The organism is Klebsiella sp. GB_Kp056, from assembly GCF_040064755.1.
Taxonomy (GTDB): domain Bacteria; phylum Pseudomonadota; class Gammaproteobacteria; order Enterobacterales; family Enterobacteriaceae; genus Klebsiella; species Klebsiella quasipneumoniae.
This window is the reverse complement of the sequence record NZ_JBEAJA010000023.1, coordinates 1-26,585: the sequence shown is the minus strand read 5'-3', so window position 1 is coordinate 26,585 and position 26,585 is coordinate 1. Positions and strand designations below refer to the sequence as shown.

The 26,585-nt window shown below is 55.4% G+C and carries 21 protein-coding genes, 1 tRNA gene and 1 pseudogene; 5 read left to right on the top strand and 18 right to left on the bottom strand.

The genetic code is table 11. From position 1 onward, the window contains the following. Window positions 1–66: 66 nt before the first annotated feature. The 8 genes from ABLV52_RS01175 to ABLV52_RS01140 form a co-directional block, all read right to left on the bottom strand. Complete coding sequence (locus tag ABLV52_RS01175) at window positions 67–1,377, bottom strand: ABC transporter substrate-binding protein (RefSeq protein WP_101977476.1); 1,311 nt, start codon at window positions 1,375–1,377, stop codon at window positions 67–69. Beyond that, window positions 1,370–2,443 (bottom strand): ABC transporter ATP-binding protein, encoded by a 1,074-nt coding sequence (locus ABLV52_RS01170; protein ID WP_348889906.1) that lies wholly within the window; start codon window positions 2,441–2,443, stop codon window positions 1,370–1,372. The genes ABLV52_RS01175 and ABLV52_RS01170 overlap by 8 nt, the downstream gene beginning before the upstream one ends. A 5-nt stretch (window positions 2,444–2,448) precedes the next feature. Further along, on the bottom strand, window positions 2,449–3,273 hold the full coding sequence (locus ABLV52_RS01165; RefSeq protein WP_348889905.1) for a phosphodiesterase: 825 nt from the start codon (window positions 3,271–3,273) through the stop codon (window positions 2,449–2,451). A 10-nt stretch (window positions 3,274–3,283) separates the two neighbouring features. Further along, the gene (locus tag ABLV52_RS01160) at window positions 3,284–4,171 is read right to left on the bottom strand and encodes a carbohydrate ABC transporter permease (RefSeq protein WP_044525226.1); all 888 of its coding nucleotides are present in this window, start codon (window positions 4,169–4,171) and stop codon (window positions 3,284–3,286) included. After that, a complete protein-coding gene (locus ABLV52_RS01155) occupies window positions 4,161–5,045 on the bottom strand; it encodes a sugar ABC transporter permease (protein WP_181961085.1) in 885 nt (294 codons plus the stop codon). The genes ABLV52_RS01160 and ABLV52_RS01155 overlap by 11 nt, the downstream gene beginning before the upstream one ends. Before the next feature lie 130 nt (window positions 5,046–5,175). Continuing rightward, window positions 5,176–6,195, bottom strand: coding sequence for an NAD(P)-dependent alcohol dehydrogenase (locus ABLV52_RS01150; RefSeq protein ID WP_323111124.1), 1,020 nt, complete (start codon window positions 6,193–6,195; stop codon window positions 5,176–5,178). 111 nt (window positions 6,196–6,306) lie between these two features. Further along, entirely contained in the window at window positions 6,307–7,776 is a 1,470-nt protein-coding gene (locus ABLV52_RS01145) for a SulP family inorganic anion transporter (RefSeq protein WP_087848682.1), read from the bottom strand. Continuing rightward, complete coding sequence (locus tag ABLV52_RS01140; RefSeq protein WP_348889903.1) at window positions 7,773–8,447, bottom strand: carbonic anhydrase; 675 nt, start codon at window positions 8,445–8,447, stop codon at window positions 7,773–7,775. Before ABLV52_RS01140 ends, ABLV52_RS01145 begins: the two co-directional genes overlap by 4 nt. A 590-nt stretch (window positions 8,448–9,037) precedes the next feature. Between ABLV52_RS01140 and ABLV52_RS01135 the strand changes: the two genes are divergently transcribed. Further along, window positions 9,038–9,122, top strand: a tRNA-Leu gene (locus ABLV52_RS01135). Window positions 9,123–9,340: 218 nt separating this feature from the next. Here the strand turns inward: ABLV52_RS01135 and ABLV52_RS01130 are convergent. Further along, a pseudogene (locus ABLV52_RS01130) lies at window positions 9,341–9,495 on the bottom strand (restriction endonuclease); the annotation flags it as partial. Window positions 9,496–9,706: 211 nt separating this feature from the next. Here ABLV52_RS01130 and ABLV52_RS01125 point away from each other — a divergent pair. After that, a complete protein-coding gene (locus ABLV52_RS01125) occupies window positions 9,707–10,627 on the top strand; it encodes an HrgA protein (RefSeq protein ID WP_348889902.1) in 921 nt (306 codons plus the stop codon). Between the two features lie 16 nt (window positions 10,628–10,643). Here the strand turns inward: ABLV52_RS01125 and ABLV52_RS01120 are convergent, their stop codons facing one another. From ABLV52_RS01120 to ABLV52_RS01090, 7 genes are read right to left on the bottom strand one after another with little or no spacing between them, the layout of a single operon-like run. Continuing rightward, window positions 10,644–11,360 carry a SprT family zinc-dependent metalloprotease gene (locus ABLV52_RS01120; RefSeq protein WP_221027109.1) on the bottom strand — a complete coding sequence of 239 codons (717 nt, stop codon included), beginning with the start codon at window positions 11,358–11,360 and terminating at the stop codon, window positions 10,644–10,646. Then, window positions 11,360–14,455, bottom strand: coding sequence for an HsdR family type I site-specific deoxyribonuclease (locus ABLV52_RS01115; protein WP_348889901.1), 3,096 nt, complete (start codon window positions 14,453–14,455; stop codon window positions 11,360–11,362). Before ABLV52_RS01115 ends, ABLV52_RS01120 begins: the two co-directional genes overlap by 1 nt. Before the next feature lie 20 nt (window positions 14,456–14,475). Then, on the bottom strand, window positions 14,476–15,543 hold the full coding sequence (locus tag ABLV52_RS01110) for a macro domain-containing protein (protein ID WP_348889900.1): 1,068 nt from the start codon (window positions 15,541–15,543) through the stop codon (window positions 14,476–14,478). After that, the gene (locus tag ABLV52_RS01105) at window positions 15,540–16,196 is read right to left on the bottom strand and encodes a DUF4433 domain-containing protein (protein WP_348889899.1); all 657 of its coding nucleotides are present in this window, start codon (window positions 16,194–16,196) and stop codon (window positions 15,540–15,542) included. The genes ABLV52_RS01110 and ABLV52_RS01105 overlap by 4 nt, the downstream gene beginning before the upstream one ends. 12 nt (window positions 16,197–16,208) lie before the next feature. After that, window positions 16,209–17,585: a restriction endonuclease subunit S gene (locus ABLV52_RS01100; protein WP_348889898.1), complete on the bottom strand. Its 1,377-nt coding sequence runs from the start codon at window positions 17,583–17,585 to the stop codon at window positions 16,209–16,211. Further along, window positions 17,585–20,023, bottom strand: coding sequence for a type I restriction-modification system subunit M (locus ABLV52_RS01095; protein WP_348889897.1), 2,439 nt, complete (start codon window positions 20,021–20,023; stop codon window positions 17,585–17,587). The genes ABLV52_RS01100 and ABLV52_RS01095 overlap by 1 nt, the downstream gene beginning before the upstream one ends. Window positions 20,024–20,062: 39 nt before the next feature. Then, window positions 20,063–20,302 carry a transcription factor gene (locus ABLV52_RS01090; RefSeq protein ID WP_348889896.1) on the bottom strand — a complete coding sequence of 80 codons (240 nt, stop codon included), beginning with the start codon at window positions 20,300–20,302 and terminating at the stop codon, window positions 20,063–20,065. Window positions 20,303–20,489: 187 nt separating this feature from the next. Between ABLV52_RS01090 and ABLV52_RS01085 the strand changes: the two genes are divergently transcribed. Then, window positions 20,490–21,128: an HNH endonuclease gene (locus ABLV52_RS01085; protein ID WP_348889895.1), complete on the top strand. Its 639-nt coding sequence runs from the start codon at window positions 20,490–20,492 to the stop codon at window positions 21,126–21,128. Between the two features lie 82 nt (window positions 21,129–21,210). On the opposite strand, the gene ABLV52_RS01080 is transcribed toward ABLV52_RS01085, so the two are convergent. Next, window positions 21,211–22,890, bottom strand: a complete 1,680-nt coding sequence (locus ABLV52_RS01080) for a glycoside hydrolase family 43 protein (RefSeq protein WP_348889894.1) — start codon at window positions 22,888–22,890, stop codon at window positions 21,211–21,213. Between the two features lie 58 nt (window positions 22,891–22,948). Beyond that, complete coding sequence (locus tag ABLV52_RS01075; RefSeq protein ID WP_072199169.1) at window positions 22,949–24,388, bottom strand: MFS transporter; 1,440 nt, start codon at window positions 24,386–24,388, stop codon at window positions 22,949–22,951. A gap of 426 nt (window positions 24,389–24,814) precedes the next feature. Here ABLV52_RS01075 and xylA point away from each other — a divergent pair, with 426 nt between their 5' ends. Further along, window positions 24,815–26,134 carry a xylose isomerase gene (gene xylA / locus ABLV52_RS01070; protein ID WP_032454715.1) on the top strand — a complete coding sequence of 440 codons (1,320 nt, stop codon included), beginning with the start codon at window positions 24,815–24,817 and terminating at the stop codon, window positions 26,132–26,134. 330 nt (window positions 26,135–26,464) lie between these two features. Beyond that, a partial coding sequence (locus ABLV52_RS01065) for a hypothetical protein (RefSeq protein ID WP_020803058.1) occupies window positions 26,465–26,585 on the top strand: 121 nt, incomplete at its 3' end.

Below are 26,585 nucleotides of genomic sequence, written 5' to 3'. Positions count from 1 at the left end.
GCGCCGGACTGTCCCCTTTCCCTCAGGGAGAGGGCCAGGGTGAGGGTGGCGATGACGGGTAACGCGTCACTTCACTTCCGCCAGCGCGGTTTTATCCACATAAGGTTTCATCAGCGCGTCGGCTTCCTTTTGCGCCGCCTGAACCGCCGCTTCCGGCGTCACTTTGGCATCGTTAACCACCGCCGCCAGCTGGTTCTCCATCGCCTTACGCACCGCCACGGTCTCCCAGGTGGAGTACCACGGATGGGCGTACTTCAGCTGCTCAAGCGCGATCGCCGCCCGCGGATCCTGCTGCAGATAGGCCTTCATCTCCGGCGTATCGTATGACGCCTTGCGCGGCGAGAAGTAGCCGGTAAAGCGGCTCCACGCGCCGTTCACGTCGGGGCTCACCAGATAGGTCAGGAACTGATACGCCGCTTTCTTCTGCGCCTCGTTGATGCCTTTAAAGCTCACCAGGCTGGCGCCGCCGATCGGCACCGCGCGCTGCTCTTTGGCCGGCAGCATCGCCACCCCAAGCTCAAAGTCTTTGCTGTTCTCGCGCATAAAGCCCAGCGCGCCGGTGCTGAGCATCGCCATCCCGAGCTTGCCGGAGAAGAACGCAGCGCTGATCTGCTTCGAGTTCAGCACCCCGGACGGCATCACCTTGTCCTTGTAGATCAGATCCTGCCAGAAGCGCAGGGCGCCGATGGCGGTCGGCGAGTTGTAATAGACTTCGCCCGGATAGTCTTCGTTAAAGTATTTCCCGCCGTTGGCGCGCACCAGCGCCGAGAAGATCCAGCCGCCGTAGTCGTCGTTGGTCGACGGCAGCATGATCCCCCACTGGCCGGTGCTCTCGTCGGTCAGCTTTTTGGCATCGGCCAGCAGCTCGGCCCAGGTCTGCGGCGGCTGTTTGATCCCGGCCCGATCGAACATCGTCTTGTTGTAGTAGAGGATCGGCGTCGAGTTATGGAACGGGATCGCATAAGTGGTGCCCATCACCTGGGCGTTCTTATGCATCGCGGGCCAGAATTCTTTTTGCAGAAAATCGCCGGCCTTTTGATCGCCATATTTAAACAACTCATCCATCGGCAGGATCTCATCCTTCAGCGCCAGATCGGTGGTGAAGTTAGCGGACATGATCACCAGAGCCGGCGGCTGGCCGGCCTTCTGCGCCGATTCGGCTTTGATCTTGGTGGTGTCGTAGTTGCCGGTGAAGATGCCGCGCACTTCCACATCCTGCTGGGAGTCGTTGAATTGCTTAATGACGCGGGTCATCTCCATGGTCAGCTTGCCGTCCACCGGCGCCGGGAACATGAAGTCTATTTTCTCTTTTGCCAGCGCCGCGCCGCTCAGGGCGAGGCTGAGGCTAACCGCGACTACCGTAAGAGGTTTAAACATGATTACACTCCATCAGTAAATTATGCTGGGTCTCAGCATGAAAAAGATGCACATCGGCAGGCGAAAAGCCGATCGGTAGCGACTCGCCTTTCTCCGGCACCGTGCCGCGGTGGCGGCGGCTAAAGCGCAGGGTGCCGATCGGGGTGCTGACGTGGAGCAGGTAGTCGGCCCCCATCAGTTCTCGTTGCAGAACGGTGGCCGGCAGGCGCAGATGGCCCTCCTCCACGCGGTCGGTAATATGTTCCGGGCGAACGCCCAGCCAGACGCGGGTCTGATCCCGGTGGCGCGGCGGCAGCGGATGGCGCTGTTCTCCCAACAGTACTTCACCGTTGGCGCAGGGCAGCGACAGCAGGTTCATCGCCGGTGAACCGATAAATCCGGCGACGAACAGGTTGGCCGGGTTGGCGTAGAGATACTCCGGGCGCCCGACCTGCTGCACGTGGCCGCCGTTCATCACCACGATGCGGTCGGCCATCGACATCGCCTCGGTCTGGTCGTGGGTCACATAGATGGTGCTGGTTTTCAGCTGCTGATGGAGCGCCATAATGCTGTCGCGCACTTCGCTGCGCAGACGGGCGTCGAGGTTGGAGAGCGGCTCGTCCATCAGGAACAGCCGCGGATTACGCACAATCGCCCGGGCCATCGCCACCCGCTGGCGCTGGCCGCCGGAGAGCTTCGCCGGTTTGCGGTCGAGCAGCGCCTCCAGCTGCAGCATCTGCGCCACGTTGTCCACCCGCGGCTGCCAGCTGCTTTTCTCTTCCTTGCGCACCTTCATGCCGAAGGTGATGTTGTCGCGCACCGACAGATGCGGAAACAGGGCATAGTTCTGGAAGATCATCGCGAAGTTGCGCTCGCGCGGCGTGGTGGCGGTGATGTTCTCATTATGCAGCCAGATTTGGCCTTCGCTGACCGGCTCCAGGCCGGCGAGCAGGCGCAGCAGGGTGCTTTTCCCGCAGCCCGACGGGCCGACCAGCACCACGAATTCGCCTTCGTGAATATCCAGCGACAGGGCGCTGAGCGCCGGCTTACCGTCGAAACGTTTACTGATGCTTTGCAGACTGAGCATGGCGGTTAGCGCTCTTCCGTTGGGCAACTGATGTTTTCGTCGTACAGCCACGGCCCGGCGTAGTGGGCCAGAGAGTGCTGGTAGCTCACCCACTGCTCGCCGACCTGGCGGTGCATCAGACACGAGGCCGGAGAAAGGTCGTAATAGGGCCGAGTGTCTTCGTGGCAGTACGGCACCTGATGGACGGTGCCGGGGATAGTGGAGATCAGCGCCTGGCGATACTGGGTCATGGTCAGGCTGTGGTTGTGGCCGCAGAAGATGCGCGTCAGCGACGGGAAACGCTCCACCAGCGCCAGCAGACGGTGGCCGTTTTCGCAGGCGATCGGGTCCATCTGCGCATTGCCCAGCGGCAGCGGCGGGTGGTGCATAAAGAGGGTCGCCGGTTTGTCGCCGCCCTCGAACAGCTGGGCTTCCAGCCAGCCGATGGTCTCGTCGGTCAGCCAGCCCTTTGAGGTGCCGGCGCGACTGGAGTCAATAAACAGCAGGCGGGTGGCGAAGTCATCCACCGCATAGCGCATATTTTGCGGATCGTTGCCCAGCTGCGGGCACAGCGGGTGAAGATGCTCCAGAAAATGGGCTTTGTCGTCGTGGTTGCCGGGGATCAGATACAGCGGATAGTTCAGGCTGCCGAGGATCTGGCGGGCCACCTGATACTCCGCCGGGCGGCCGCAGTTGACGATATCCCCACTCACCACCACCGCGTCCGGGCGCTCGCGCAGCGCGTTAAGCTGGGAGACCACGTCGGCGTTGGCGGCATTGACGTCGATAAAGCCGTACAGCTTTTCGCCGCGGCTGCGGAAATGGGTATCGGAAATGTGCGCTAACAGCATGAATCACTCCTTATTTGATCCCGGAGAAGCCGAAGCTCCGCAGGAACTGTTTCTGAAAAAGGATGAACGCCAGCATCAGCGGCAGGCAGACCATCAGCGTGCCGGCGCCGATGGTGCCCCACTGGCCGCCGGATTCGGCGCCCATGGCGAACGAGACCAGCCCGACGGTCAGCACCTGCTTATCGGGATCGTTGAGCATCATCAGCGGCCACAGGTATTCGTTCCAGTGGTAGGTGATGCTGACGGTGGCGAAGGCCAGCACCGACGGCCAGGACATCGGCAGCAGCACGCGGAACAGCACCTGCCACCAGCGGCAGCCCTCCATCAGCGCCGCCTCCTCCAGCTCTTTCGGAATGGCGAGGAACGCCTGACGCATCAGGAACACGCCGAACGCCGAGGTGAAGTAGGGCATCATCACCCCGGTGAGGGTGTTGAGCAGGCCGAAGGTTTTCAGGGTCAGCATGTTCGGCACCATCATCACTACCGGCATGATCATCAGCTGCACCAGGAACAGAAGAAACAGCGTCTGCTTGCCGCGAAACTCGTGGCAGGCGAAGACGTACCCGGCGGTGGTGATGGTCAACAGCTGCACGAAGAAGGTGCCGAAGGTGAAGATAAGGGTGTTGGCGTACAGGCTCAGCCAGTCGGCGCTGTTCCAGGCGTCGCGGAAGTTATCGAGGGTCAGCGGCAGGCGCGGCAGCAGCGAGGCCATATCTTCCCCGAAGGTGGTGGCGCTGAACGAGGTGGCCAGCATCCAGATAAACGGGCTGACCCACAGCAGCGCCAGGCAGCACATTAATACCGTCAGCGTAAAGGGCGACGAGCGGCGCAGGCGCAGCCACAGCGGACGGGCGGCGGCGGGCGTGCGGACCAGCAGCGGCGAGATGTCAGCGCTCATAGTGGGCTCCTTTCTCCAGCAGTTTCAGGTTAATCAGCGAGAAGGCGAACAGCCCGGCCAGGGTCAGGAAGGTGGCGGCGGAGGCTTTACCGAGGTCATGGGTATCCCAGGCGAGATTCTGGATGTAATAGAGCAGCACGGTGGTGGCGTTGTCCGGCCCGCCGCGGGTCATGACCGCCACGTGGTCGATCTGGGTGATGGAGTAGATCAGCGCGGTGGTGATCACAAAGCTCAGCGTCGGGCGCAGCAGCGGCAGCGTGACCTTAAAAAAGACCTGCGTGCGGGTAGCCCCTTCCATCAGCGCCGCTTCCCGCGTCGAGGCCGGAATGCTCTGCAGCCCGGCGAGGAAAAACAGCATGTAATAGCCGGCGAACTTCCACACGCCGATCAGCGCCAGGGCCAGCAGCGCGCTGTTGCTGCGCCCCAGCCAGTTGTTATTCATCGGCCCGAACAGCTTCGCCAGATAGTGATCGAGCAGGCCGAGACCGGGCATAAAGATAAACAGCCACAGCGCGGCGGCGCTGACCATCGGGATAATCATCGGGAAGAAAAAGGCGGTGCGCAGCCAGCGGTTGACGCGATGGTTCTCGCTCAGCGCCACCGCCAGCAGCAGGGCGAGGGTCACCCCGGGCACCACCGTCAGCAGGATATAGAGCATGTTATTGCCCAGCGAATGCCAGAAGACGTTATCGGCAAACAGGCGGGCGAAGTTATCCAGCCCGACGTACTGTGCGCCGTCGCTGGCCATGCGGGTATCAAACAGGCTGTCATACACCGAACGCCCCAGCGGGAACCAGGTAAACAGCAGTAAAAACAGCAGGGAAGGCGACAGGATCAGCCAGGGAAGCCAGGTCTTTCTCATGGTGACGCGCATCTCGTTCAGCCATTTATCGAAGCCCGGATTGTGGGAAGCAATGACTACAGAGGCATGGCGGGGAGATGACGGTTTGATGAAGCGACGGGGAACACGCCGGGCGAGCGGGCCGCCCGGCGGGAGAGAACCATCAGAAGTCGGCTTTCAGCACCGCGCGGTAGCGGGCTTTGCCTTCGCGAACGTGCTTCAGCGCTTCGTTAATCTGCGACATCGGGAACAGCTCGGTGGTCGGGGCCACTTTGCTGCGCCCGGCGAACTTCATCAGCGTGCGCAGTTCGGACGGGTTGCCGGTCGCCGAGCCGGAGATGCTGCGGTCGCCGCCGATAAGGGTAAAGGCCGGCACCGGGAACGGCTTCATCACCGCGCCGACGGTATGGAAGTTGCCGCCGTAAGCCAGGGCTTCGAAGTACGGCTGCCAGTCGAGATCCACCGCCACGGTGTTGATAATCAGGTCGAACTGACCGGCCAGCGCTTTTAAGGCTTCCGGATCGCGGCTGTTGACCACGCGATCGGCGCCCATCGCCAGCACTTCCTGCTCTTTGGCCGGGTTGGAGCTGAAGGCGGTCACTTCCGCGCCCATCGCCCGCAGCAGCTTAATGGCGATATGGCCGAGGCCGCCGATGCCGATCACCCCGACGCGGCTGGTGGCGGTGACGTGGTGGGTCAGCAGCGGTTTAAAGACGGTGATGCCGCCGCACAGCATCGGGCCGGCGGACGCCAGATCGATGCTCTCCGGCAGGGGGATCACCCACTGCCAGTCGGCGCGCAGCTTATTGGCGAAGCCGCCGCGGTTGAGAATGGTCGGCACCGAGCCTTCCAGACAGTTGATCTGGTTGCCGCTGATGCAGGCGTCGCAATGGCCGCAGCTGCGCGCCGTCCAGCCGATGCCGACCTTCTGGCCAATCTTCAGCCCTTTATCCTGCGCCGCGCTGCCCAGCGTCGCCACCCGGCCAATCACCTCGTGACCGGCCACCAGCGGGTAGCTCGACATCCCCCATTCGTTGTCGATCATCGACAGATCCGAATGGCAGATCCCGCAGTATTCCACCTCAACTTCGACATCTTCCGGCTGCAGCTCGCCGGCATCGTATTCCCACAGCGACAGATCGGCGCCCGCTTCTTTGGCGGCGTAGCTTTTAATGATGCTCATGTTTATTTCCTTGGGGTTGGCGTGATAACCCAGAAAGTGTAGAGCATGGTATTCCCCGGCGCTTGGCAATCGGAGGGGTAGCGAAGCGGGCGGACCTGCCGCCCGTTAAGGTCAGCGGCTGGCCAGCGGCCACTGATTAAGGCGGATGCCGCGCTGCGGGGCGTTCTCGGCAAAATCATCCAGCACCGCCTGCACGTCCGGGTCGAGATAGCCGACGCTGTCGTGCTCGACGATCACCACGCTCTTTTCCGGAATTTTCGCCAGCAGGGCCAGCAGATGCGGATTGTGCATAAAGGTCAGATTCTGCTGGATGCGCAGCACGTAATGGTCATCGTAGCGCGCCAGCTGCAGCGAGTGGCGATGGCTGCGCCAGAGGCTGAACGCCATCTGGGTGGCAAGACCAATCCCGATCCCCGCCAGCATGCCGAAGGCGATAATCCCGCCGATGGTGGCGAGGAACGGGACGTACTGCGCCGCCCCCTGGCGGAACTGCTCGATGAACAGCCGCGGCGTCGCCAGCTTATAGCCGGTATACAGCAGCACGGCGGCGAGGCTGGCGAGCGGGATCAGGGTCAGCAGGCCGCTGAACCACAGGCCGCAGATCAACAGCAGCACGCCGTGGATAAAGATCGACAGTTTGCTCTGCGCGCCGTTGCTGACGTTCACCGAGCTGCGGACGATCACCGCGGTGATCGGCATCGCCCCCAGCACGCCGGAGAGCAGGTTGCCGACGCCCTGGGCGACCATTTCGCGGTTCGGCGAAGGGGGCGGATTTTGCGGGCGCAGCTTTTTCAGCGCCTCCTGGCTGAGCAGGGTTTCGAGGCTGGCGACCAGCGCCAGGGTTACCGCCACCACCCACACCGACGGATTGCGCCACGCGCTCCACGCCGGAGACTCCAGCTCGCCCAGCAGGTCGCCGAGGCTGCCGAACGCCGGCAGGGTAATACGCGGCAGAGCGACCAGCTGCTGCGGCGCAAAATGGGTCAGCAGCAGGGTGGTCACGCAGCCGAGCAGGACGGCGATCAGCGGCCCGGGGATCCAGCGCAGGCTCTTCACCCGGCGGATAAGCGGCGAGCCCCACAGCCAGAGCACCAGCAGGCCGCCCGCGGCGACGGCAATTGCAGTGACGGAGAAAGCGGCATTGCCCTGAACCACATCGGCAAGCCCGGTCTCTTCCGCCGTACCGAGCGCGACGGGAATCTGCTGCATAATCAGCAGGATGCCGATCGCCGCCAGCATGCCTTTGATGACGCTGGCGGGAACCAGCGAGATAAAACGCCCGGCCCGCAGAATGCCGAACAGCAGCTGCAGCACGCCGGCCAGCACCAGCGCCATCAGGAAGACGGAGAAGGAACCCAGGGATTCGATGGCGGCGACGACGATGGTGACCAGTCCGGCGGCGGGGCCGCTGACGGCGAAGCGGGAGGGGCTGAGGGCGGTGACGACCAGGCCGCCGATGATGCCGGTCAGCAGGCCAACGAAGGGCGGTAAGCCGCTGGCCTGGGCGATGCCGAGGCACAGCGGCAGGGCGACAAGGAAGACGACGATGCCGGCGAGAGAGTCCTGACGAAGTGTGTTCATGGGGCGTGCTCCTGCGGTGAGAGGTGTTCGACGAGGGTGGTTAAATGGCCGGAAGCCAGATCGTAGACGCAGCCGTGCAGGCTGAGCGGCCGCCCGCTGGCGAGCACCGTCTGCACCGGTTCACTCTCCAGCAGACGGGCGAACTGGGCGCGAACGTTGGCTTCCACCAGGGCGTCCAGCGCATGACGAGAGCGCTCCGCGTCGGTGCTGGCGCTGGCGCCGGAGGAGGCCGCAACACCACCTCCATCGGCGATCTGCGCAATTTCGTGATGCAGGGTGTGGCGCAGCTGGCCGATGCGGCGAGCCAGCGCCGAGGATTCCTGCGCCAGCGGCAGGGTGGGCAGAGAGAGCGCCGCCTGCACGCCGCCGCAGCCGTAGTGGCCGCAGAGCACCACCCGCTCCACCTCAAGGTAGTGCAGGGCATACTGCAGGACGCTCATGACGTTGTCGTCGGCGGGATCGAGCATGTTGGCGATATTACGGTGGACAAAGAGCTCGCCGGGCTGGCTGCCGGTGAGCACCTCGGCGGGAACGCGGCTGTCGGAGCAGCCGATCCACAGCGAGTGGGGCCGCTGCCCGTCGACCCATTTTTCGAAATAGTCCGGGTCATGCTGACACTTCTGCAGTGCCCAGCTGCGGTTGCGGGCCAGCAAAGGTTTTAACGTCGTCACAAGTATTCTCCTGAGTTAATTCATCGAGTGAATATGTCCATCAAGACTCGTACAGCGACTAGTTAAAATAGTGTTTACCGGAACCCTTCACGCCTGAGGAAAATCCTGGAATAAACGGCAAAAAGAAAACTTTTCATTAATGTAAAGTTATAAAAATATTGATGAAATTAATATTTTGCTGCGGAACGGATGAATAACAAAAAGGCATTGGTTAAAACTTTCTGGAATATATGGGAATGATGGCGGGTGGGGTTAGGAGAATAGTTGGGGAGTGGATTTTGGGGATTTGTTTGGGGAGAGAGGGATTGTGATGGGGATGCGAGTGAGAGTGAGGTGAGAAAAATTTGAGATAAGTTTGAGTGGGGTTTGGGGGGCTGGGGTAGAAGGGGGATGGCTGGCAGGTGGGGTTGGGTCGCGGGGTTGTGAGAGGAGGGGGGCTGGTGGCCGTCGCGCTATGGAACGGCGGTAAAAGGTGACGCCGCGCAGGATAGCGCTGTTTTTTTCAACACTTAGCGCAATGGCGACACGCTGTCGCTTGCATGGCCGCCGCCGACAGGTATAATCCAGAACGTTTCCGCATCCCCTTCAGTGCCGAAGTGGCGAAATCGGTAGACGCAGTTGATTCAAAATCAACCGTAGAAATACGTGCCGGTTCGAGTCCGGCCTTCGGCACCATCGGAACATCAATAGACGTCAACGGACGTCTTTTTTTGTGCCCATTTCCGTCAAAATTCATCCGTATCCACGTGTAATTCAAAGATAATTAATCTTTCTGTAAAAACCATAATAATTTTATGGCTTTTACGTGTTGGTCGTTTTTTATCCATTGACATCCACGCGATTTGGGGGCAAACCCGGTTCGATAGAGGAGTGACCCCCAAATGGCGCTTACAGATCTCGAGGCCATAGTTAAACAGGAGCGAGTGGCCACTTTGTACTGCGACAGTACGTACAACAGCAGTAGCGGTTTATGCGGCGCGCATACGTCACCCTGACGCCAGACAGAGACCTTAGAGATGGCAGCTTGCAGCGTTTCTGGAGAGATCATAAAAATAAATCGGCTAACAGGCTGATGTTATTGCGATCATGCTCGCAAAAGCGGTGAAATTCAATTGCGGTTCGTCACGTTGGTGACAGAGAAATCGATGCTTTATGTCTGTAACACTGAAAGGTAAACTGAGCTCATCCACAGGAGTTGTAAATCACGCATCGCTTAAAAGCTGATACGCAAAGCCGTGCGTACAAACGCAGGAAGGCATATGACCAGTCGTCCCCAGATGATAATCAACGTGTTACAGGCTAATCCTGGCCAGCAGTTCACTGCCCGCCAACTGGCGCAGAAAATTATCGATCACTACAGCGCAGAACTGGCTGAAAAGCGCAAAAATCCGCGTTTTGCTAGCGACGAAGATTTTTTAAGTCAGATAACCGCAGAGGTGGGCGGTAGCCGAACTGTTAAAGCGAAGGCGATGTGTCCGCTGGTGATGACTCGTGATAAGCCAAGGCCGCGCCTGTTTTACTGGGGGGAACCTGTGGTTGAAAAGACAGATTCCAATGTGGCACCCGAGCCAACAGTTGAAACGGTCAGCCTTACCGAGCACTCGTTATATCCGATCCTGATTGATTACCTTTCACAGGAAGAAGGGCTGTTGTGCCGTCGTATTGACGAAAAGCGCTCCAGCAATAACAAAGGGTTGGGTGGCAATCATTGGCTTTATCCCGATATCGTCGCACTGGAGCCTCTGGATAAAGAATGGGACGATGTGGTGCAAAACTGCGTTCGTCATAGTGAAGGACGTTTAACACGGCTGTGGTCTTTTGAGGTGAAAAAGCAGCTAAACCGTAGCAACGTGCGTGAATGTTTCTTCCAGGCGGTCAGCAACTCCAGTTGGGCACATTTCGGCTATTTGGTGGCGACTGAAATTAACGAAGATAAGCAACGTAGTGTGGAGCGTGAATTGCAGATGCTCTGTGCGCTGCATGGTATTGGTGTGATCCTCCTCGATCCACATGACTTCAGTAACAGCCAGACGTTGATCCCGGCGCGGGAACGTACCAGTGTCGACTGGCAGTCAGTAAACCGTCTGGTGGAAGAGAATCGGGATTTTAAAGATTTTATTGAGCTGGTGGGGGAATACCATCAGACAGGAAAAATTCATAAGACATTGTGGAATAGATAATTACTGGGGAGTACTTTTAGTACTCCCACGCCTCAAACGCCAGCGGCATCTTATTGAGCAAATCCCGGCGCTCGCGCCAGTTAGGGATCAAGCGGTCCATATGCAGCCGAAAGCGCTCGTTATGATGGCGCTCCAGTAGGTGAACCAGTTCATGCACCAGAATATACTCCAGACACTCCGGTGGCTTCTTGACCAGCTCCAAATTGAGCCAGATTCGCTTTGTGGTGGTATTACAGGTACCCCAAAAGGTTTTCATCTTTTTGATGCCCCAGAACGTTGGGGGGACACCGGTTCTGGCCTGCCATTCGGGCAGCAATTTGGCAACCTGCCGCTTCAGTTCATGCCGATAAAAGTCGGTTAATACCAGCTCCTTATTTTCATTGCTGGTTCCCGGCTGAATATAAAGCTGGAGTTTATTGTTTCCTGCAACTTTTACCTCATGACGTCCCTGACGCTCAATCACAAAAAGGCGATATTTACGGCCCCAAAGGTAGTGGCACTCCCCGCTGACCATCTCCCGCTCGGATTGGCGGGGCTGTCTGGCAAAATCCTGCTGCTGCTTTCTGATCCAGCGAAAGCGGGAAGCGACAGCCATCCGTATCGCCGTTTCCGTCATGTGTTCCGGGGCAGAAACGCGGACTTTGCCATCGGGCGGCAGGACGTTGATATGCAGGTTCTTAATCGCTTTACGATTAACCTGCAAGCGCAGCGTGCCTATCTGCATGACCGGCATCAGTGGTATTCCTTCTGCTTTCGGGCAAGTTCAAGCACGTCATCAATATTGACATTATAACTAGCGGTTTCTTCGCGCAGCGCGCGGGCAAGTTCCCGTTCCTTAAAACGATCGCCAATCCACTCCGCTTTTTTGGTATAGCGGATCGTCGTATCAATACGGGTTGCCAGCACCTCGTCATGGCCGAAGTTATCATAAAACGCACGCTTTGCCTGTGTATCCATTGTTTCAGGATAGGATGCTCCGTTGGTTTGTTCCGGGCGGATGACCTGCTTGCTCAAATCCCGGATGCGCTCCAGGTACTGCTGATAATCAAGCGCATTCTGGCGGCGAAGGGTAATTAGCTCATCCAGCAACAGCGACATGCGGCCGTAGTATTTCGGGTTAACCGGGTTTTCATCCACGATGGTTTTACGCACGTTGTTTTCGATGGTTTCCGCCATCGCCTCCTGATTATTGCGGATCTCGTCCGGTAGAGCCGCGGTTGCTGCTGCGCCTTTTTCAACAATCAGCTCAATCAGGCTTAACTCTTCGAAATCCATCAGCACTTCGCTACCGTCGGCGCGAACGTACATGTCCAACAGGTGGCGCATGGCGGGTTCAAAGCGCTTCATGTCCAGCAGATCGCCGCTGGTCAGCTTAATGTCGTAGCGCAGTTTCTCGAATTTAGCGACTTCAGCTCGGATGCTTTCCACTTCTTCATCGGTATAACCAGCTTCCTGCATTTCATTTGCCAGGTTGGCGTAAGCGCGCAGCAGGCGGGCGACATTCTGATAGAACGATAGGCGTAGCGCCTCTTTTTCGCCTAATATCGTCTGGTTTTCCCCTGACTGGCCGCAGAAATAGTGCTGATAGTCCGGCAAATCGCGCGGTGCCCTGACGGGTTCGCACAGGCTGCGGACCACCTCCAGCGCGCTGTCAAGATCCAGCTTTGCCTGCTCCAGACGATTTTTCAGCAGGCCATCAACATCATCGCGATCGTAATCGTCAAACGCGCCCGTGGTGTAATCGGTTATCGCTTTATCCAGAGAACGGAACAGATCCTTATAATCGATAATATAGCCGTACTCTTTATCTTCCCCATCCAGCCGGTTTACCCGACAAATCGCCTGAAACAGCGTATGGTCTGTCATGGTTTTATCGATATAGAGATAGGTAGCAGACGGCGCGTCAAAGCCGGTCAGCAGCTTATCCACCACGATAAGCAGACGCATTTGCCCCGGCTCATTAATAAAGCGCTGCTTAACATCCCGTTCGAACTCGGCGATACGTCCAGCAACCTTCTCTTCGCTTTGCTCAAAATAGTCTGCCAGCATTTTGCGGTAGGTTGAGAATTTAAACAGTTTCTCGGTCAGGCCCGCGCCGGTTTCTTCACCTTTGATACTGGCCGCGTCGGGACGGAAGCTGGTCACAATCGCCACTTTTCCCGCCAGATCGGTCTGGCTGAACATCTCGTAAACCTTACAGGCCTGATACACGCTGCTGCATACCAACATGGCGTTACCACGTCCATCCATCAGGCGTGGGCGGGTATCCATATCCAGCAGAATATCGTTAACTATCTGCTCCAGCCGCGATTTGCTGGACAGCAGCTTTTGCATTGAACCCCATTTCTGTTTGAGCTGGGTTTTGGCTAAATTCGACAGGCCTCGCGTCTTGGCTTCAAACCAGTCATCAACCTTTTTCTCGGACGTCAGATACTGGTCAATATCGCGGGCCTCATAGCGCAGATCCAGCACCACGCCGTCTGCTACTGCTTCATCAAACTTATAGGTATGGATATAAGGGCCGAACACTTCCACCGATTTCTTTTTATCTTTCTTCATCAGCGGCGTGCCGGTAAAACCGATAAACAGGGCTTCCGGCAGAATAGCGGTCATCGCGTTATGCAATTTGCCGGACTGCGTACGGTGGCACTCATCGACGAAGACGAACAGATCGCCTTTGGCGCGGAACGTTTTTGTCAGGGATTGCTGTAACTCAGTGATGAAGTCGTCAATTGCCGCAGTGTCTTCTGCTTCACTACGCCGACCGAATTTATGCACCAGCGAGCAGATGAGCCACGGGTTAGGATGATTGAGCGTCGCGATAAGATCGTTGCCGCTGGAGGTACGATAAATCTCTTCATCCACTCCCATAAACACACTTTCTATCTGTTCATCCAGTTCAGTGCGGTCGGTCACAATCAGTACGCGCGAATTCGGCACGTTTTCGCGGATCCACTTCGCTAACCAGACCATCGTCAGGCTTTTACCCGATCCCTGCGTGTGCCAGATAATCCCGCCTTCACGACGGGCAATATGCTGTTTAGCCGCTTCGACGCCAAAGAACTGATTGTGACGACAGAGTTTTTTCACCCCAACGTCAAAAGCCATATAGTTATGGACGATATCCAGCAACCTTGATTTGTTGCATAGGCGGCTTAAATGGAAGTCGAGTTTATGCGTGTATGCGCCGGTATTCTCTTCTTTCCACTCCAGATAATATTTTTCCGGCGTTTCGATGGTGCCGTAGCGCAGCCCCTGCGTATCGTTACCCGCCATCACCAGTTGCATGGTGGTAAAGAAATTGCGGATAAAGGTTTTCTTCTGATTATCGAGATTCTGCCGGATGCCTTCGCTGACGTGGACAGACGAGCGTTTAAGTTCAATCACGCCCAGCGCGATGCCGTTAACGTACAGCACCAGATCCGGGCGCTTGCTGTATTCACCTTTTATTGTCACCTCATCGGCGATGGCGAAATCATTGGCTTCAGGATTTGCCCAGTCAATCAGCCACACGGTCTGATTCTGCTCGCCCGCGCCTTCCTTTTCCTTTACGCCGTAACGCAGCAGTCGATAGACCTCTTTATTGGCGTAATACAACTTCTTGCCTTCGCCCAGCGCGGCGGCGGAATCCAGTTGTCGAAGCACACGGGTGATCAGGGTATCGCTGACGCCGCGCCGCTTCAGCCACGCGCTCAGTATGTCCGTGTCGATATTGCTGTCCCCGGTATACCCGGCACTTCGCCCCAGATAGCGGTATCCTAAATCCTTAACAAAAAACTGAATCAAACGCTGCTGTGTGGCGCGTTCGCGCTGGCCGATAGTGCTCAAAGGGCGCTCTCCCTAAATGTTCAGCAATGGAACTCCATTACGCGGTTAATGGCGAATTGCAGATTTTTATCGTCAAAGAGCTTCATCTTGCGGTTGGCCCAGCGTTCCCCGGCAGGCCACTGGTGCAGCCCCTCTTTCACGGAATCCAGCGTGGGCTGGCATTGTCCCCGGGTCAGCAGCCAGTCAACGGTTGCCAGTAGCTCCAGACCAAACGGCGATTCAAAGCCGTCAATCAACTGGCTGACCTGCTCAAGCACCGGTAGCCACTCTTTGGCTTCGTTATTCAGCCAGAGGTTGACGTGTTTTTTTTCCCGATCGTTAAACCAGATCACGTCCAGCGGCTGGCTGTCCGGGATGCGTTTCTCGGCTTTCAGATAGGTGCCATCCAGCGCGTTAAGCAGATGGTTCAGGTTGGGGGCGTAGGGACCATAATAATGCGCCTCAAACTGCAGTTTTAGCACGTCTTCTTGTTGATGCTGTTCAATGGCGCGTTGTAACAGCCATGCCAGCTTCTGGATTTCCAGCAGGCTGCACTCCATGCCCAGCACCCAGTAGCGGCGCACCAGTTCAGCGATCATCGCTCTGGCGGGCGTGAGCCTTTTTACGCCGGTACTCTTGGCGACGTTCTGGTATTTTTCGGTAGGCTCATAAATCAGGATTTCCGTATCCTGAAGGTCGCCCAGCGCAGATTCAATCCGCGCCCGCACGTCCGGCCAGTTCAGGCCGCCGTTGCCCGCGCCCAGAGGGGGAATGGCGATGGACCGCACGTTCTCTTCGATCAAAAAGCGGCGCAGGTCCTGCAAGCCGTCTTCAATCCACTCCATGCGGGAATCGGCGCGCCAGTGCTGCTTGGTTGGGAAGTTGACGATCCAGCGCGGCCCCATCAGCTCGCTGGTTTCGGTAATAAACATCTTGCCGGTCATGACCTGCTTTTGTTGGCAGGCGAGAGCATAGGCTTTCATATTATCGGGGAAGCGCTCTTTGAACATCAGCGCGATGCCTTTACCCATGACGCCGACGGTATTAACCGTATTCACCAGTGCTTCCACGGGCGCGTCCAGTAAATTGCCTTGTGTATATGTCATCATGAGAAGTACCACCCGGCCCGTGTGTGAACGGGCATTGACAGATTGCGTTGCGATAGCCACTGCTCTAATTGTAACCTGACACCATCGTTGTAACAAATCATCCCACCCAGCAGCGTGATGGGGCAGTGCTGCCAGATTAACGCCTCGGCCTGATAGCGTTCAAACTTGGCCGGATCGTCCGGATCGCGACGGAAATCCCGTGTCTGTAAGATAGGCCAGTCGATCTGGTTCAGGTCTTCCAGACGGGTGTAGTAGTTGACCCAGTTATAGTAGGCGTGGCTGTCGGTAAACACGAAAGGGACATTTTGCGCCGCCACGTTTCGCAGGCTGCTGACCAGAATGACGATTTCCTCGTTGGGGCGCTGCGTAATGCCGCCGCGCCCGCTGTGGATATTCATCAGCATCGGCGAAAAGGGGGTAAAGTAAAACGGCACATAGTCATGCAGCGTCCCGCCCGTCCCGGCAGGCACCTGATGCCCGGCGCGTTTGACGATAAGCTCCGGGTTGCCGATATTGATCCAGTTTTCCGCCTGAACCGGGCTGTTGCCGCAGTGCAGGCCGTTGTCCAGTATCCACGGGATATTGTCCCGATGGACGATGCGCCAGATCAGGGCTTTTTCCGGGTTGAGATTGGCGCTGTAATCATAAGCCATGTGCGTTCCCTTCTATATTAAGCGGGTTTTCCCGGTTAACAGTTCCTGCATCATCCCCTGTTTAAGCTGGCGGGTTTTGTCCAGACGCTGTTGCAGGGCCTGAATTTCCTTGTCCATATCGGAGAGGATGGCGGCGATGGCGGTTTGTTCTTCTCTATTTTTAGGTGCGGCAATATATAATTTTTCAAATACACTACGCTTAATACCTTGGGCTGTTGAGCCAGTAGCACAGTCATAGATATATGATTGAAAAAAATCAGATAAGAATACTTGCAATATAAAGATAGAGGTGAACTTTTCTTCGTTTATTTGTAGCAATATAGTTCTTTGGCTTAGGATGTATTTTTTGTCGTCAGGGATTAGAGCTGCATTTCCTAACGGAGCTTCCATTGTAAATACAATATCATCTTTTTTAGGCGTACCGGATGTCATCCAGCGATTATATAGATCTTCTGAACCAAAATAACCTTCAGATGAGAAGTCTATGTATCCTTTTTTTACATTCCCAGCAGAAAGTGCAACGATATTTCCATTACCCCAATCCATTCCAAGTTTTTTGGGAGTCCTTCCGCGATAATCGATTATATTAGTTACTATATCTAGTATGGTTGATGTATTCCAGTCCTCAGGAATATCTCCTACTTCACTCTTTTTATATCCCTTGACAGAACCATCTTCAAGAAACGAAAAATGTGGCAAACGGGTTTTCCCTGTCAGCAACTGCTGCATAGTGGCTGTTTTGATGGTCTGTTTTTTAGCTATAAGTTTTTCCAGCTCAATAATGAGAGTATCGATATCAGATAAAGTTTCACCTATTGTTTTTTGTTCTTTTTTTGATTTTGGCGATATTATTTTTATTTTATTGAGGTGTGCAGGGCCAAAATTAGGTTGTGCTCCACCTGTGATTAATAGATCGATTTGTTCCTTGAAGTAAGGAGATTTCAGATATACATCCATAAATGTCTTTGAAAAACCACTTAGTGGTTTAAATCGAATAACACTTGTATTCATCAATAAAGGTAAATCGCAAGCGCGGACTATTGATGTTTTACAATATGAATTACCCGATGATGCAATGACAAGATCTCCTTCTTCGCACATAAAGTGTTTATAGTTTTTTTCGTACTCATCCCATGAAATATGCCGATCAGTTCTATCTAATTTTAAATGACCATTATCTTGAAGATTAGTTACATTAATTACTTTCAACCCATTAGATTTAAATTGCCATTTGCGAAGTCCTGGGCCTTCTTGATACCAGATAATTTCAGGAAGGCTAAATACATCCCAATCCTCCGGGATAACCCCTGCTTCGGTCAGCTTATACCCCACCGGTGCCATTTTTTCCGATGAATTTTGAACCTGACTTTCCATAATTAAATCCACCATCACCACTCCAGCCCCATCACCCGTAAATGCCCTGCCACTTTCTCGCTTAACTCCTCAACGGACGCTTCAAGAGCTGGTAGTGGATCAGCATAACGCTCTTCTAGTTCCTTCACACGCTCTGCTAGTTGCTGGGTGATACGTTCAATCTCTCGTTTAATCCCTGCTTGTAAAGTGGCAAGCCATTTATCTTGCACTATAAGCGCCTTGATCGCCGATTCGTCAAGTATTGGGTAATGTTTAAATACTGCTCGATCCAGCGCTTTCTGTGCAGCTTTCAGCGCTTTTTTCGCATTAGCCTCTGCTTTAATCAGCGTCAGACAGCGAGTCAGCGCCGTCAGCTCATCCGGGTCGGCAGTGGTTTTCTTCAATTTTGTGAGGCGAGCATTGACCAGCTTTTGCGTCACCTTGTCCTTATCGTTCTTTGCCTCGGCCAGCAGATCGTCTTCCCCGGCCTGCTCCTCGACATACTCGGCTAACTGACGGCTGGCTTCTTCACTGCGTTCTTGTGCGGCATTCAGCGCGTCCAGCAGCTCCGGGAAACAGTGAATTTCCACCAGTGAACGAGGTAGCACGTCGGCCTTATAGCGCCGCTTGTCAAACTCAAAATCGTGTGCTTCTTTCCAGACGTTTTTGCCGTCCTTGCCTTTCACCGGCTGGAGTTCGCGAATTTGCGCGGCGGCTTTCCAGCCTTCCTGCATAATCACGTATACATCGTCCTGCATGGCGTCGGCCCAGTAGTCCATCAGGATCTGGTACACGCTGTATTTATTCAGCAGTTCGCTGTTGGCATACTGCGCCAGCAGCATCTCGCTGATATCGCGGATCAGTTCCTTCGGTTTATCACCTTTGCCAATATCTGCCAGCGCCGCCTCTTTCACCCATGCCTTAAACGGCAGCAGGCTGCGGGTGGCAAAATCCTTAAATTCCTGATGCGCCAGAATGGTCGGCTTAACCTGTTGGGCTTCGACCTGCGCCCGACAGTAGCCGGGGCGATCGTCGGCAAACAGCACGTTGCGCAGGGCAGGGAATACCCGCCAGTAATCCTGCAAGGCATCAACATCGCGCACCGGAATACCGCCCTGTAAGTGGGCGGTCAGATCGTGCAGATCTTCCGGCTCGCCACCGTCGATATAGCGGGGGATATTCAGGTTGTAATCATTCCCGGCGATGTCGCTTAACGGCACCATCCTACTGTAGCCGGGCACCGTGTGCTGGTGGTTAAACACGTCCACGATACGGTGAATATCCCGGCTGCGCAGGCGGTTCTTGTTGCCGTCCTTAATAAAGCCCCGGCTGGCGTCGATCATAAAAATGCCTTTACGGCTGTGGGCGTGCTCCTTGTCAATCACGATAATGCACGCCGGGATGCTGGTGCCGTAAAACAGATTGGCCGGTAAGCCGATAATGCCCTTGATATAGCCCTGCTTGATCAGGTTTTCACGGATGTTCGCCTCGGCGTTGCCGCGGAACAGCACGCCGTGCGGCAGGATCACCGCCCCTTTGCCGGTGCTTTTCAGGCTCTTAATGATGTGCAGCAAGAAGGCGTAGTCGCCGTTCTTCTCCGGTGGAACGCCCCAGACGAAGCGCTCAAACGGATCTTTCTTCAGATCCAGTCCACTGGTCCAGTTTTTATTGGAAAATGGTGGGTTCGCCACGGCGAAGTCGAAGGTTTTGAGTTTGCCGTTGGCTTCTTTCCACTGCGGATCGCTCAGGGTATTACCCTGCCAGATTTTAGCGGTGGCATTGTTGTGCAGGATCATGTTCATACGCGCCAGTGCGCTGGTGGCGTTGTCCATTTCCTGCCCGAAGATCGACAGCCCGCGTCGCGTTTCGTCGCTGACTTTGAGCAGCAGCGAGCCGGAGCCGCAGGTCGGGTCATACACAGTGGCATCCTGCGGCGTATCGGGCGTAATGCCGATCACCTTCGCCAGAATGCGCGACACCTCTGCCGGAGTATAAAATTGTCCCTTGCTTTTACCGGATTCAGTGGCGAAGTGGCGCATCAGGTACTCATAGGCATCGCCCAGCAGATCATCGCCATCGGCCCGGTTGCTGGACAGATCCAGCCCCTCGAAGATACCGACTAGCTTCGTCAGGCGGTCAATCATCTCCTTGCCTTTACCAAGCTTGTCTTCGTCGTTAAAGTCGGCCTCGTCAATAACGCCTTTCAAATCGTTCTCTTCCGCCAGCTTGCGGATGATTTTGTTAATTTTATCGCCGATTTCTTTATCGTTCTTCAGCGCGACCATATCGTCAAAGCTGGCCCCTTTCGGGATAAGGATAATGCCGTCGGGATCGCCCTTATATTTGTCGGACACGTACTTCATAAACAACAGGGTCAGCACATAGTCTTTATACTGGCTGGCGTCCATCCCGCCGCGCAGTTCGTCGCAGCTTGCCCACAGGGAGGAATAGAGTTCGGTTTTTTTGATAGCCATTAAATATCTCGTTTTGCACGGTGATGTGCCGTAAGCGGGTTACAGCAGATCGGTGTTCAGTCCGGCGGCTTTCAGCCGACGGGTTAAGTTACGCATTTTGCTGAATTCGGTACCGAGACTCAGGCTCAGACCGGTGCCTTCGCAAAAGGCTTTTGCCGTAATGTGTTCCAGTTCGTCGGCATATTTGATCATTTGCAGATGCAGCTCAACGGTGTACTGATTACGCGGCGCGTTGGACAGCGCTTGCTGAATACGGCGATAAATATCGTTTTCGTTCATAACATAGGCAACCGGATGCGTATTAGCTAAGTTAGCTAAGTTAGCTAAAACTCATTCAGGGCTCAAGCTGATATTGTGTTTACTGCGATTAGTTGATCGAAATGCGAACTAAGCGAGGCAGGGCGTCATGCAATAAACTTTTAGGTTGATCATTATCACTTTGCCGTCATCCTACCAGCTATGTCTTATGAAAAAACTACCGGACCATTTATCCAGGGAATGCATCATCGCCGCCATTCGCGCTTACGATGCAGGCGTTGCGCATCAGTTTAAAAGCGCGCGTCTGTATGAGATCGAGTTTGAGGGGCGTCGGTATCCTTCAAAAGCCATCGTCGGGTTAGCGGCCACGCTTGCGACGGGGACGGAATTTACCCCGGCGGATTTCAGCGGAGGGATTAAATCCAAATGCGTGCGTCTGTTACTGGAGCAAGGATTTACGATCGCGTCGCAGGGCGCTGGCGATGACGAGGTTGCGCTTTTCCCCGATGAGGGGCAGACGACCATGGAGTACGTGGAAGGGGCGGCGTTGCAGGTGGTGATCAATCGCTATGAGCGCGACCGTCAGGCTCGTCGGGCGGCGCTTCGCCTGCATGGCTGCCGGTGTCAAGTATGCGGTCTGGATATGGCCAGCCGCTATGGCGATATCGGCCAGGGCTTTATCCATATCCACCATCTCATTCCGCTGTCCGGGATAAAGCAGGACTACCGTCTGAACCCTGAAACCGATCTGATCCCGGTATGTCCCAACTGCCATGCGATGCTGCACCGGCGAGATCCGCCGTTTACCCCCGAAGAGCTGAAGGCCCGGCTGCGCCCCACAGACTGACATCCGACAGCACTCGCTTTAATTACATCACACACAGCACAAACCCCACGCTACCTTACCGGTAGCGTGGGTCCGCTCTCCCTTACTTATCCCGCGTCTCGCCAGCCTCCCAGCTATAGCTCCCATCGGCCGCTAACCTATCGCCCAGCTCCTGATACTCGAACTGATAAAACTCAGCCTGGGTGCCGTACCCGGCGTAGTCTACCGCCGCCAGGCCGACGAACGCCCCGGTAAAGAACCCGCCGTAGCTCTGCAACACATAGTCATCGGACAGCACCGCGGCATCCAGCTGGACCGGGATCTCGGTGAACGTCACGCCATCGAAGCTGTATTCATAGTTGTAGGTCTGCTTGCGGACTTTGGTCCGGAACCAGACGTATTCCACGCCGTCCGGCACCTTGATGGCGTTATCTTTCAGGTACGACGTGTATTTCCCGCGGTTATTTTCGCCGACTTCGATGACCTTGCCGTTAATTTCATTCCATGTCAGGAAGACGAAGCTCCAGTGGCGGTCGTTATAGTAATTCGTTAACCCGGCCATCTGCTGGTAGCTGAAGGGCTCGAATTTCACCTTCACTGCAGCATCAAAATAGAAGGCCTGCCAGCGGCGGGCAATCAGCGACAAGTCATGCGTATTGGCTAACGAACCCTGGCCGATTAAGGTTAACTTGCCGTTGCCGGTGGTGCCCATTTTGGCCGTAAACGGCACCCGCAGGGTATTCCAGTTCGGATCGAGCGCTGGCGAGGTAAAGTCATCCTGCTGGCTATTATCGCTGGCGCTTTCGGTGAAGATGGCGTCTTTCGGCCCTTCGACGAAGGTTTTCCCGCCGTGACCGCCTTCAATACGCGGCCAGCCCTCGTCATCCCAGTACACTTTCTGGATCGCGGTTTCCCGGCCGAGGGTTGACCAGCCGCGCGGGTCGTAGATGGATTCCCCCGGGCGATTCCACGGCCGGGCGCAGAGCGAGGCGTAATACCATTCGCCTTCCGGGGTGGAGACCAGCGCGCCATGGCCCTGTTTCTGGATGTAGCTGTCCGGGGTGTCGACGTTGGTTAAGAACACGTCGCCCGGCTCGGTTTCAAAGCTGTCGGCCTCGAGGGTTTTCGACCGCGCCACCACCTCCTGGTGGGTAAACACGGTGCCGCCCTGGGCGGCAAACAGGTAGTAGTAGCCGTTCAGTTTATAGAGGTGCGGCCCCTCGACCAGCGCCACGGCGGTTCCGCGGTAGATGGTGCGCGCGGTTTCCGGCATTAACTTCAGCGTGTTGGTATCCAGCTCCGTTAAGGTAATGCCATCGAAGGGGTGATGGTACTCCCGGTGATCCCAGGTTTGCTGGACGATATATTTCCGGCCATCGTCGTCATGGAACAGCGAGGCGTCAAACCCGACGCCGTTCAGCTTGATCGGGTCGCTCCACGGACCCCGAATATCCTTCGCGGTGGTCAGGTAGTTGGTCATGTCTTTAAAGGCGCCTTCGGTGACCTTCACATCGGTATACACCAACCAGAATTGCCCGTCGGCCCAGGAGAGCGCCGGCGCCCAAATGCCGCCGGAGGAGGGGTTGCCCTTCATGTCCAGCAGGGTGGTGGTGGAGAGCGGCGAAGGCAGCAGGTTCCAGTTTTTCAGGTCTTTCGACTCATGTAAACGCACGCCCGGGAACCACTCAAACGTCGAGTTGGCAATATAGTACGTATCCTCGACGCGAATAATACTGGGGTCGGCATTAAAGCCGCGTAATATCGGGTTTTGAATAAGTGACATTTCATTACACCTTTTAAAATGGAAAGTGACGAATCGGTCTGATTTATAATTTTTTTAACTACACGCGGATCTCATCCAGCTGACGGTTGATGTCGGTAACATGTTTATCGGAGATCGGATAAACCTGGATAATCACCATCGAAATAGCGGCCAGCGCGATCGGGATCCACACCGCGGTCATAATAATCCCGTCGATGGCGCTGGCGCTCTGCACGGCGCCGCTTTCATTAAAGCCATACACCGCCAGCAGCCACAGCGGGATCGCGCCGCCGATGGTGAAGCCGATCTTGAAGAAGAGTCCCATAATGGCATTGATAATGGCGGCATTGCGTTTGCCAGATTTTAATTCGCCATACGCGATGACTTCCGGTACCAGCGCCCACATAAAGCCGGTGGCGGAAGTTAAGCCCCACTGTTTAATAAAGGTGGCGATGTAGGCCAGCCACAGGGCGTCGTGCATCCCTTCGCGGGACCAGACGTAGGTCAGCAGTTCGCCGACGATGAACATGGCGAGGAACAGATGGAAGAAGCCTTTTTTACCAAAGATTTTTTTCAGTTTCGGCCAGAAAATCGGGAAGGCGATGCCGGGAATAGACGCGACGAGACCCACCGCGCCCATCCATTCGGAGTGGCCGACGACGTACTGGTTGAAGAAGCCGTTAACGGTGTTCATGAAGAACATGAAGGTAAAGGCCAGCATAAAGAACATACCCAGAATAACCAGCGGGCGGTTATGTCGGAGCTCGTGGAAAAGGTCGGTGGTTTTGACGTTGGCGGTCTGCTCGGCGGTCGCGACAACGCGTTCTTTGGTGAATTTATAACAGATAAACAGAGCCACCGCGCCGATGATCATATAGATGGCGTACACGCCAAACCAGGCGTAATTTGCCGACGGATCGGCATAATTCCCCAGATTCAGCTCAAGGCCAAAAAAGCCGGTGTCTTTCAGGCTGCGATCTTTCGGCGCCGCCATCTGCACAAACATCGGGAACAGGGTATAGACCAGCAGGTTGGCGCTGTTGGCCAGCATCATGCGGGTACTGGTGAGCTTATCGATCGATTCCGGGTCGCGGGTCAGTGACGCATTCAGCGAGCCATAGGGAATATTGACTAAGGAATAAACCAGGTCCAGCGCCAGATAAATAATAAAGGCGAAAGCCACCGAACCTTTCACTCCGGGGATGGGCGCGAACAGTAATGCCGAGAGGATCACCAGCGGCACGCCGGCTCGTAACAGCCACGGACGATATTTCCCTGCCTTCGAGGTTCGTTTATCCACGTAGGTGCCGACCATCGGATCCCAAAACACGTTAATTATGCGGACAAAAAGAAAAATAAAGCCTGCCGTTGCCGTGCTGATGGTATTTACCGTCAGCATATGCAAAGCCAGAAAACCCCCAATTGTGCCGAAAACCAGGTTTTGCGCAAAGTCGCCCATGCCATAACCAATTCGTTCTCCACGGGTTAATTTATGATATTCATCATGCCGACTGTGCATTATGTTTTTACTCATTCTAAGCAGACTCCGGTTTGTTTTGTGTAGGTGAAACACTTTCTGACACAGTTGACATGGAAGAATCTATTACGTTTTTAAATTAAGTAATTATGTTTTTTTACTTCTGTGATCCTCAAAGCAAAGGCCTGTATCACCTGCGTTGAGCCGCCATCCGCCGCTAATTTTTTGGCAGACAGGCAATGTGACAAAACCGGCATTTTAATTCGCTATGTCCACCTGAATTCCCCTGGAAGTGTACTCTATACGCGCGCGAAGCGAGATATTTAAAATAGTTTTATTTGCGAGATGGCTCACATTTGAGCATTTTCTCAATCGCCGAGTGAAATAACGTAATTGAGCAACCGACGATGAGAATACACGATGTGTCACAGTTGTTAATTTTCGGCTTCCTCAATTTCGGAGTTCATCATGCAAACTTATTTTGACCAGCTCGAACGCGTTCTTTTTGCCGGACCTAAAACCGATAATCCTCTGGCGTTTCGCCACTATAATCCGGATGAAATCGTGCTGGGAAAACGCATGGCAGATCATCTGCGTTTTGCCGCCTGTTATTGGCATAACTTCTGCTGGAATGGCGCGGATATGTTTGGCGCCGGCTCGTTTGAGCGTCCCTGGCAGGCCGCGGGCGATGCGCTGGAAATGGCCAAACGCAAAGCGGACGTGGCGTTTGAGTTTTTCTACAAGCTCAACGTGCCGTATTACTGCTTCCACGATGTCGACGTCTCGCCAGAAGGCGCGTCGCTGAAAGAGTATTTGCATAATTTTGCCGTGATGACCGAGGTGCTGGCGGAGAAACAGCAGCAAACCGGCGTGAAACTGCTGTGGGGCACCGCCAACTGCTTTACCCACCCGCGCTACGGCGCCGGGGCGGCGACCAACCCCGATCCGGAGGTGTTTGCCTGGGCGGCCACGCAGGTGGTGACCGCCATGAACGCCACCCACCAGCTCGGCGGCGAAAACTATGTTCTGTGGGGCGGCCGCGAAGGTTACGAGTCCCTGCTGAATACCGACCTGCGTCAGGAGCGCGAGCAGATTGGCCGCTTCCTGCAGATGGTGGTGGAGCACAAGCATAAGATTGGCTTTGGCGGCACGCTGCTTATCGAGCCGAAACCGCAGGAGCCCACCAAGCATCAGTACGATTACGATGTCGCGACGGTGTATGGCTTCCTGAAGCAGTTTGGTCTGGAAAATGAGATCAAGGTGAACATTGAAGCCAACCACGCCACCCTGGCGGGGCACTCTTTCCACCATGAAATCGCCAGCGCCATCGCGCTGGGCATTTTCGGCTCCGTTGATGCCAACCGCGGCGATGCGCAGCTCGGCTGGGATACCGATCAGTTCCCGAACAGCGTGGAAGAAAATACCCTGGTGATGTACGAGATCCTCAAAGCCGGGGGATTCACCACCGGCGGCCTGAACTTTGACGCCAAAGTTCGCCGGCAGAGCACCGACAAATACGACATGTTCTATGGCCATATTGGCGCCATGGACGTGATGGCGCTGTCCCTCAAGCTGGCCGCGCGGATGATTGAGGATGGCAAGCTCGATCGGGGTCTGGCAAAACGCTATGCCGGCTGGCAGGGCGAGCTGGGGCAGCAAATTATGGCCGGCCGTATGTCGCTGGATAATATTGCCCGGTACGCTGAGCAGCATAATCTGAATCCGCAGCATCAGAGCGGGCGTCAGGAATTACTCGAAAATCTCGTCAATACCTATATCTTTGGTTAAATTTGGCTGACATGCCCCTGCGGGGGCATGTATTCCGCCGTCTGCCCGCTGCCGGGAAATAGCGTTTATTTGTTCGTGTTGTATTTATGCTGTCTGTGCCGAAAGGCTATCTGTTTGACTGTCTATAGAGGAACAATCCGCCGCGCGGATGGTTCTGCCATTGTGCCACCTGTTTAATATCAGTGAGGGAGGGCGAGTAGCGATAATTGTGTAATGCCTCTGTGACCGTACAAAATAAAAAATAACTTGTTCTGATGATAGCGACATATTCTGTCAGCTCAGAATAGGCTGGTTATTGTCTGAATAAAATTAACCTATATTGAGAAACTCATGACAATGATAAAAAAACTTCCATTAACCATGGCGGTTATCGCCGCGTTTTTTCCGCTTACCTCTGTAATGGCGCAAGAATTTACTCAGGAACAGATCGACGCCATCGTCGCCAAAGCCG

What these genes read in the sequence shown, in the direction of transcription:
- ABLV52_RS01175 (WP_101977476.1), bottom strand. Translation starts at nt 1,377, where the DNA reads ATGTTTAAACCTCTTACGGTAGTCGCGGTTAGCCTCAGCCTCGCCCTG.
- ABLV52_RS01170 (WP_348889906.1), bottom strand. Translation starts at nt 2,443, where the DNA reads ATGCTCAGTCTGCAAAGCATCAGTAAACGTTTCGACGGTAAGCCGGCG.
- ABLV52_RS01165 (WP_348889905.1), bottom strand. Translation starts at nt 3,273, where the DNA reads ATGCTGTTAGCGCACATTTCCGATACCCATTTCCGCAGCCGCGGCGAA.
- ABLV52_RS01160 (WP_044525226.1), bottom strand. Translation starts at nt 4,171, where the DNA reads ATGAGCGCTGACATCTCGCCGCTGCTGGTCCGCACGCCCGCCGCCGCC.
- ABLV52_RS01155 (WP_181961085.1), bottom strand. Translation starts at nt 5,045, where the DNA reads ATGCGCGTCACCATGAGAAAGACCTGGCTTCCCTGGCTGATCCTGTCG.
- ABLV52_RS01150 (WP_323111124.1), bottom strand. Translation starts at nt 6,195, where the DNA reads ATGAGCATCATTAAAAGCTACGCCGCCAAAGAAGCGGGCGCCGATCTG.
- ABLV52_RS01145 (WP_087848682.1), bottom strand. Translation starts at nt 7,776, where the DNA reads ATGAACACACTTCGTCAGGACTCTCTCGCCGGCATCGTCGTCTTCCTT.
- ABLV52_RS01125 (WP_348889902.1), top strand. Translation starts at nt 9,707, where the DNA reads ATGACCAGTCGTCCCCAGATGATAATCAACGTGTTACAGGCTAATCCT.
- ABLV52_RS01120 (WP_221027109.1), bottom strand. Translation starts at nt 11,360, where the DNA reads ATGCCGGTCATGCAGATAGGCACGCTGCGCTTGCAGGTTAATCGTAAA.
- ABLV52_RS01110 (WP_348889900.1), bottom strand. Translation starts at nt 15,543, where the DNA reads ATGATGACATATACACAAGGCAATTTACTGGACGCGCCCGTGGAAGCA.
- ABLV52_RS01105 (WP_348889899.1), bottom strand. Translation starts at nt 16,196, where the DNA reads ATGGCTTATGATTACAGCGCCAATCTCAACCCGGAAAAAGCCCTGATC.
- ABLV52_RS01100 (WP_348889898.1), bottom strand. Translation starts at nt 17,585, where the DNA reads ATGGTGGATTTAATTATGGAAAGTCAGGTTCAAAATTCATCGGAAAAA.
- ABLV52_RS01095 (WP_348889897.1), bottom strand. Translation starts at nt 20,023, where the DNA reads ATGGCTATCAAAAAAACCGAACTCTATTCCTCCCTGTGGGCAAGCTGC.
- ABLV52_RS01090 (WP_348889896.1), bottom strand. Translation starts at nt 20,302, where the DNA reads ATGAACGAAAACGATATTTATCGCCGTATTCAGCAAGCGCTGTCCAAC.
- ABLV52_RS01085 (WP_348889895.1), top strand. Translation starts at nt 20,490, where the DNA reads ATGAAAAAACTACCGGACCATTTATCCAGGGAATGCATCATCGCCGCC.
- ABLV52_RS01080 (WP_348889894.1), bottom strand. Translation starts at nt 22,890, where the DNA reads ATGTCACTTATTCAAAACCCGATATTACGCGGCTTTAATGCCGACCCC.
- ABLV52_RS01075 (WP_072199169.1), bottom strand. Translation starts at nt 24,388, where the DNA reads ATGCACAGTCGGCATGATGAATATCATAAATTAACCCGTGGAGAACGA.
- xylA (WP_032454715.1), top strand. Translation starts at nt 24,815, where the DNA reads ATGCAAACTTATTTTGACCAGCTCGAACGCGTTCTTTTTGCCGGACCT.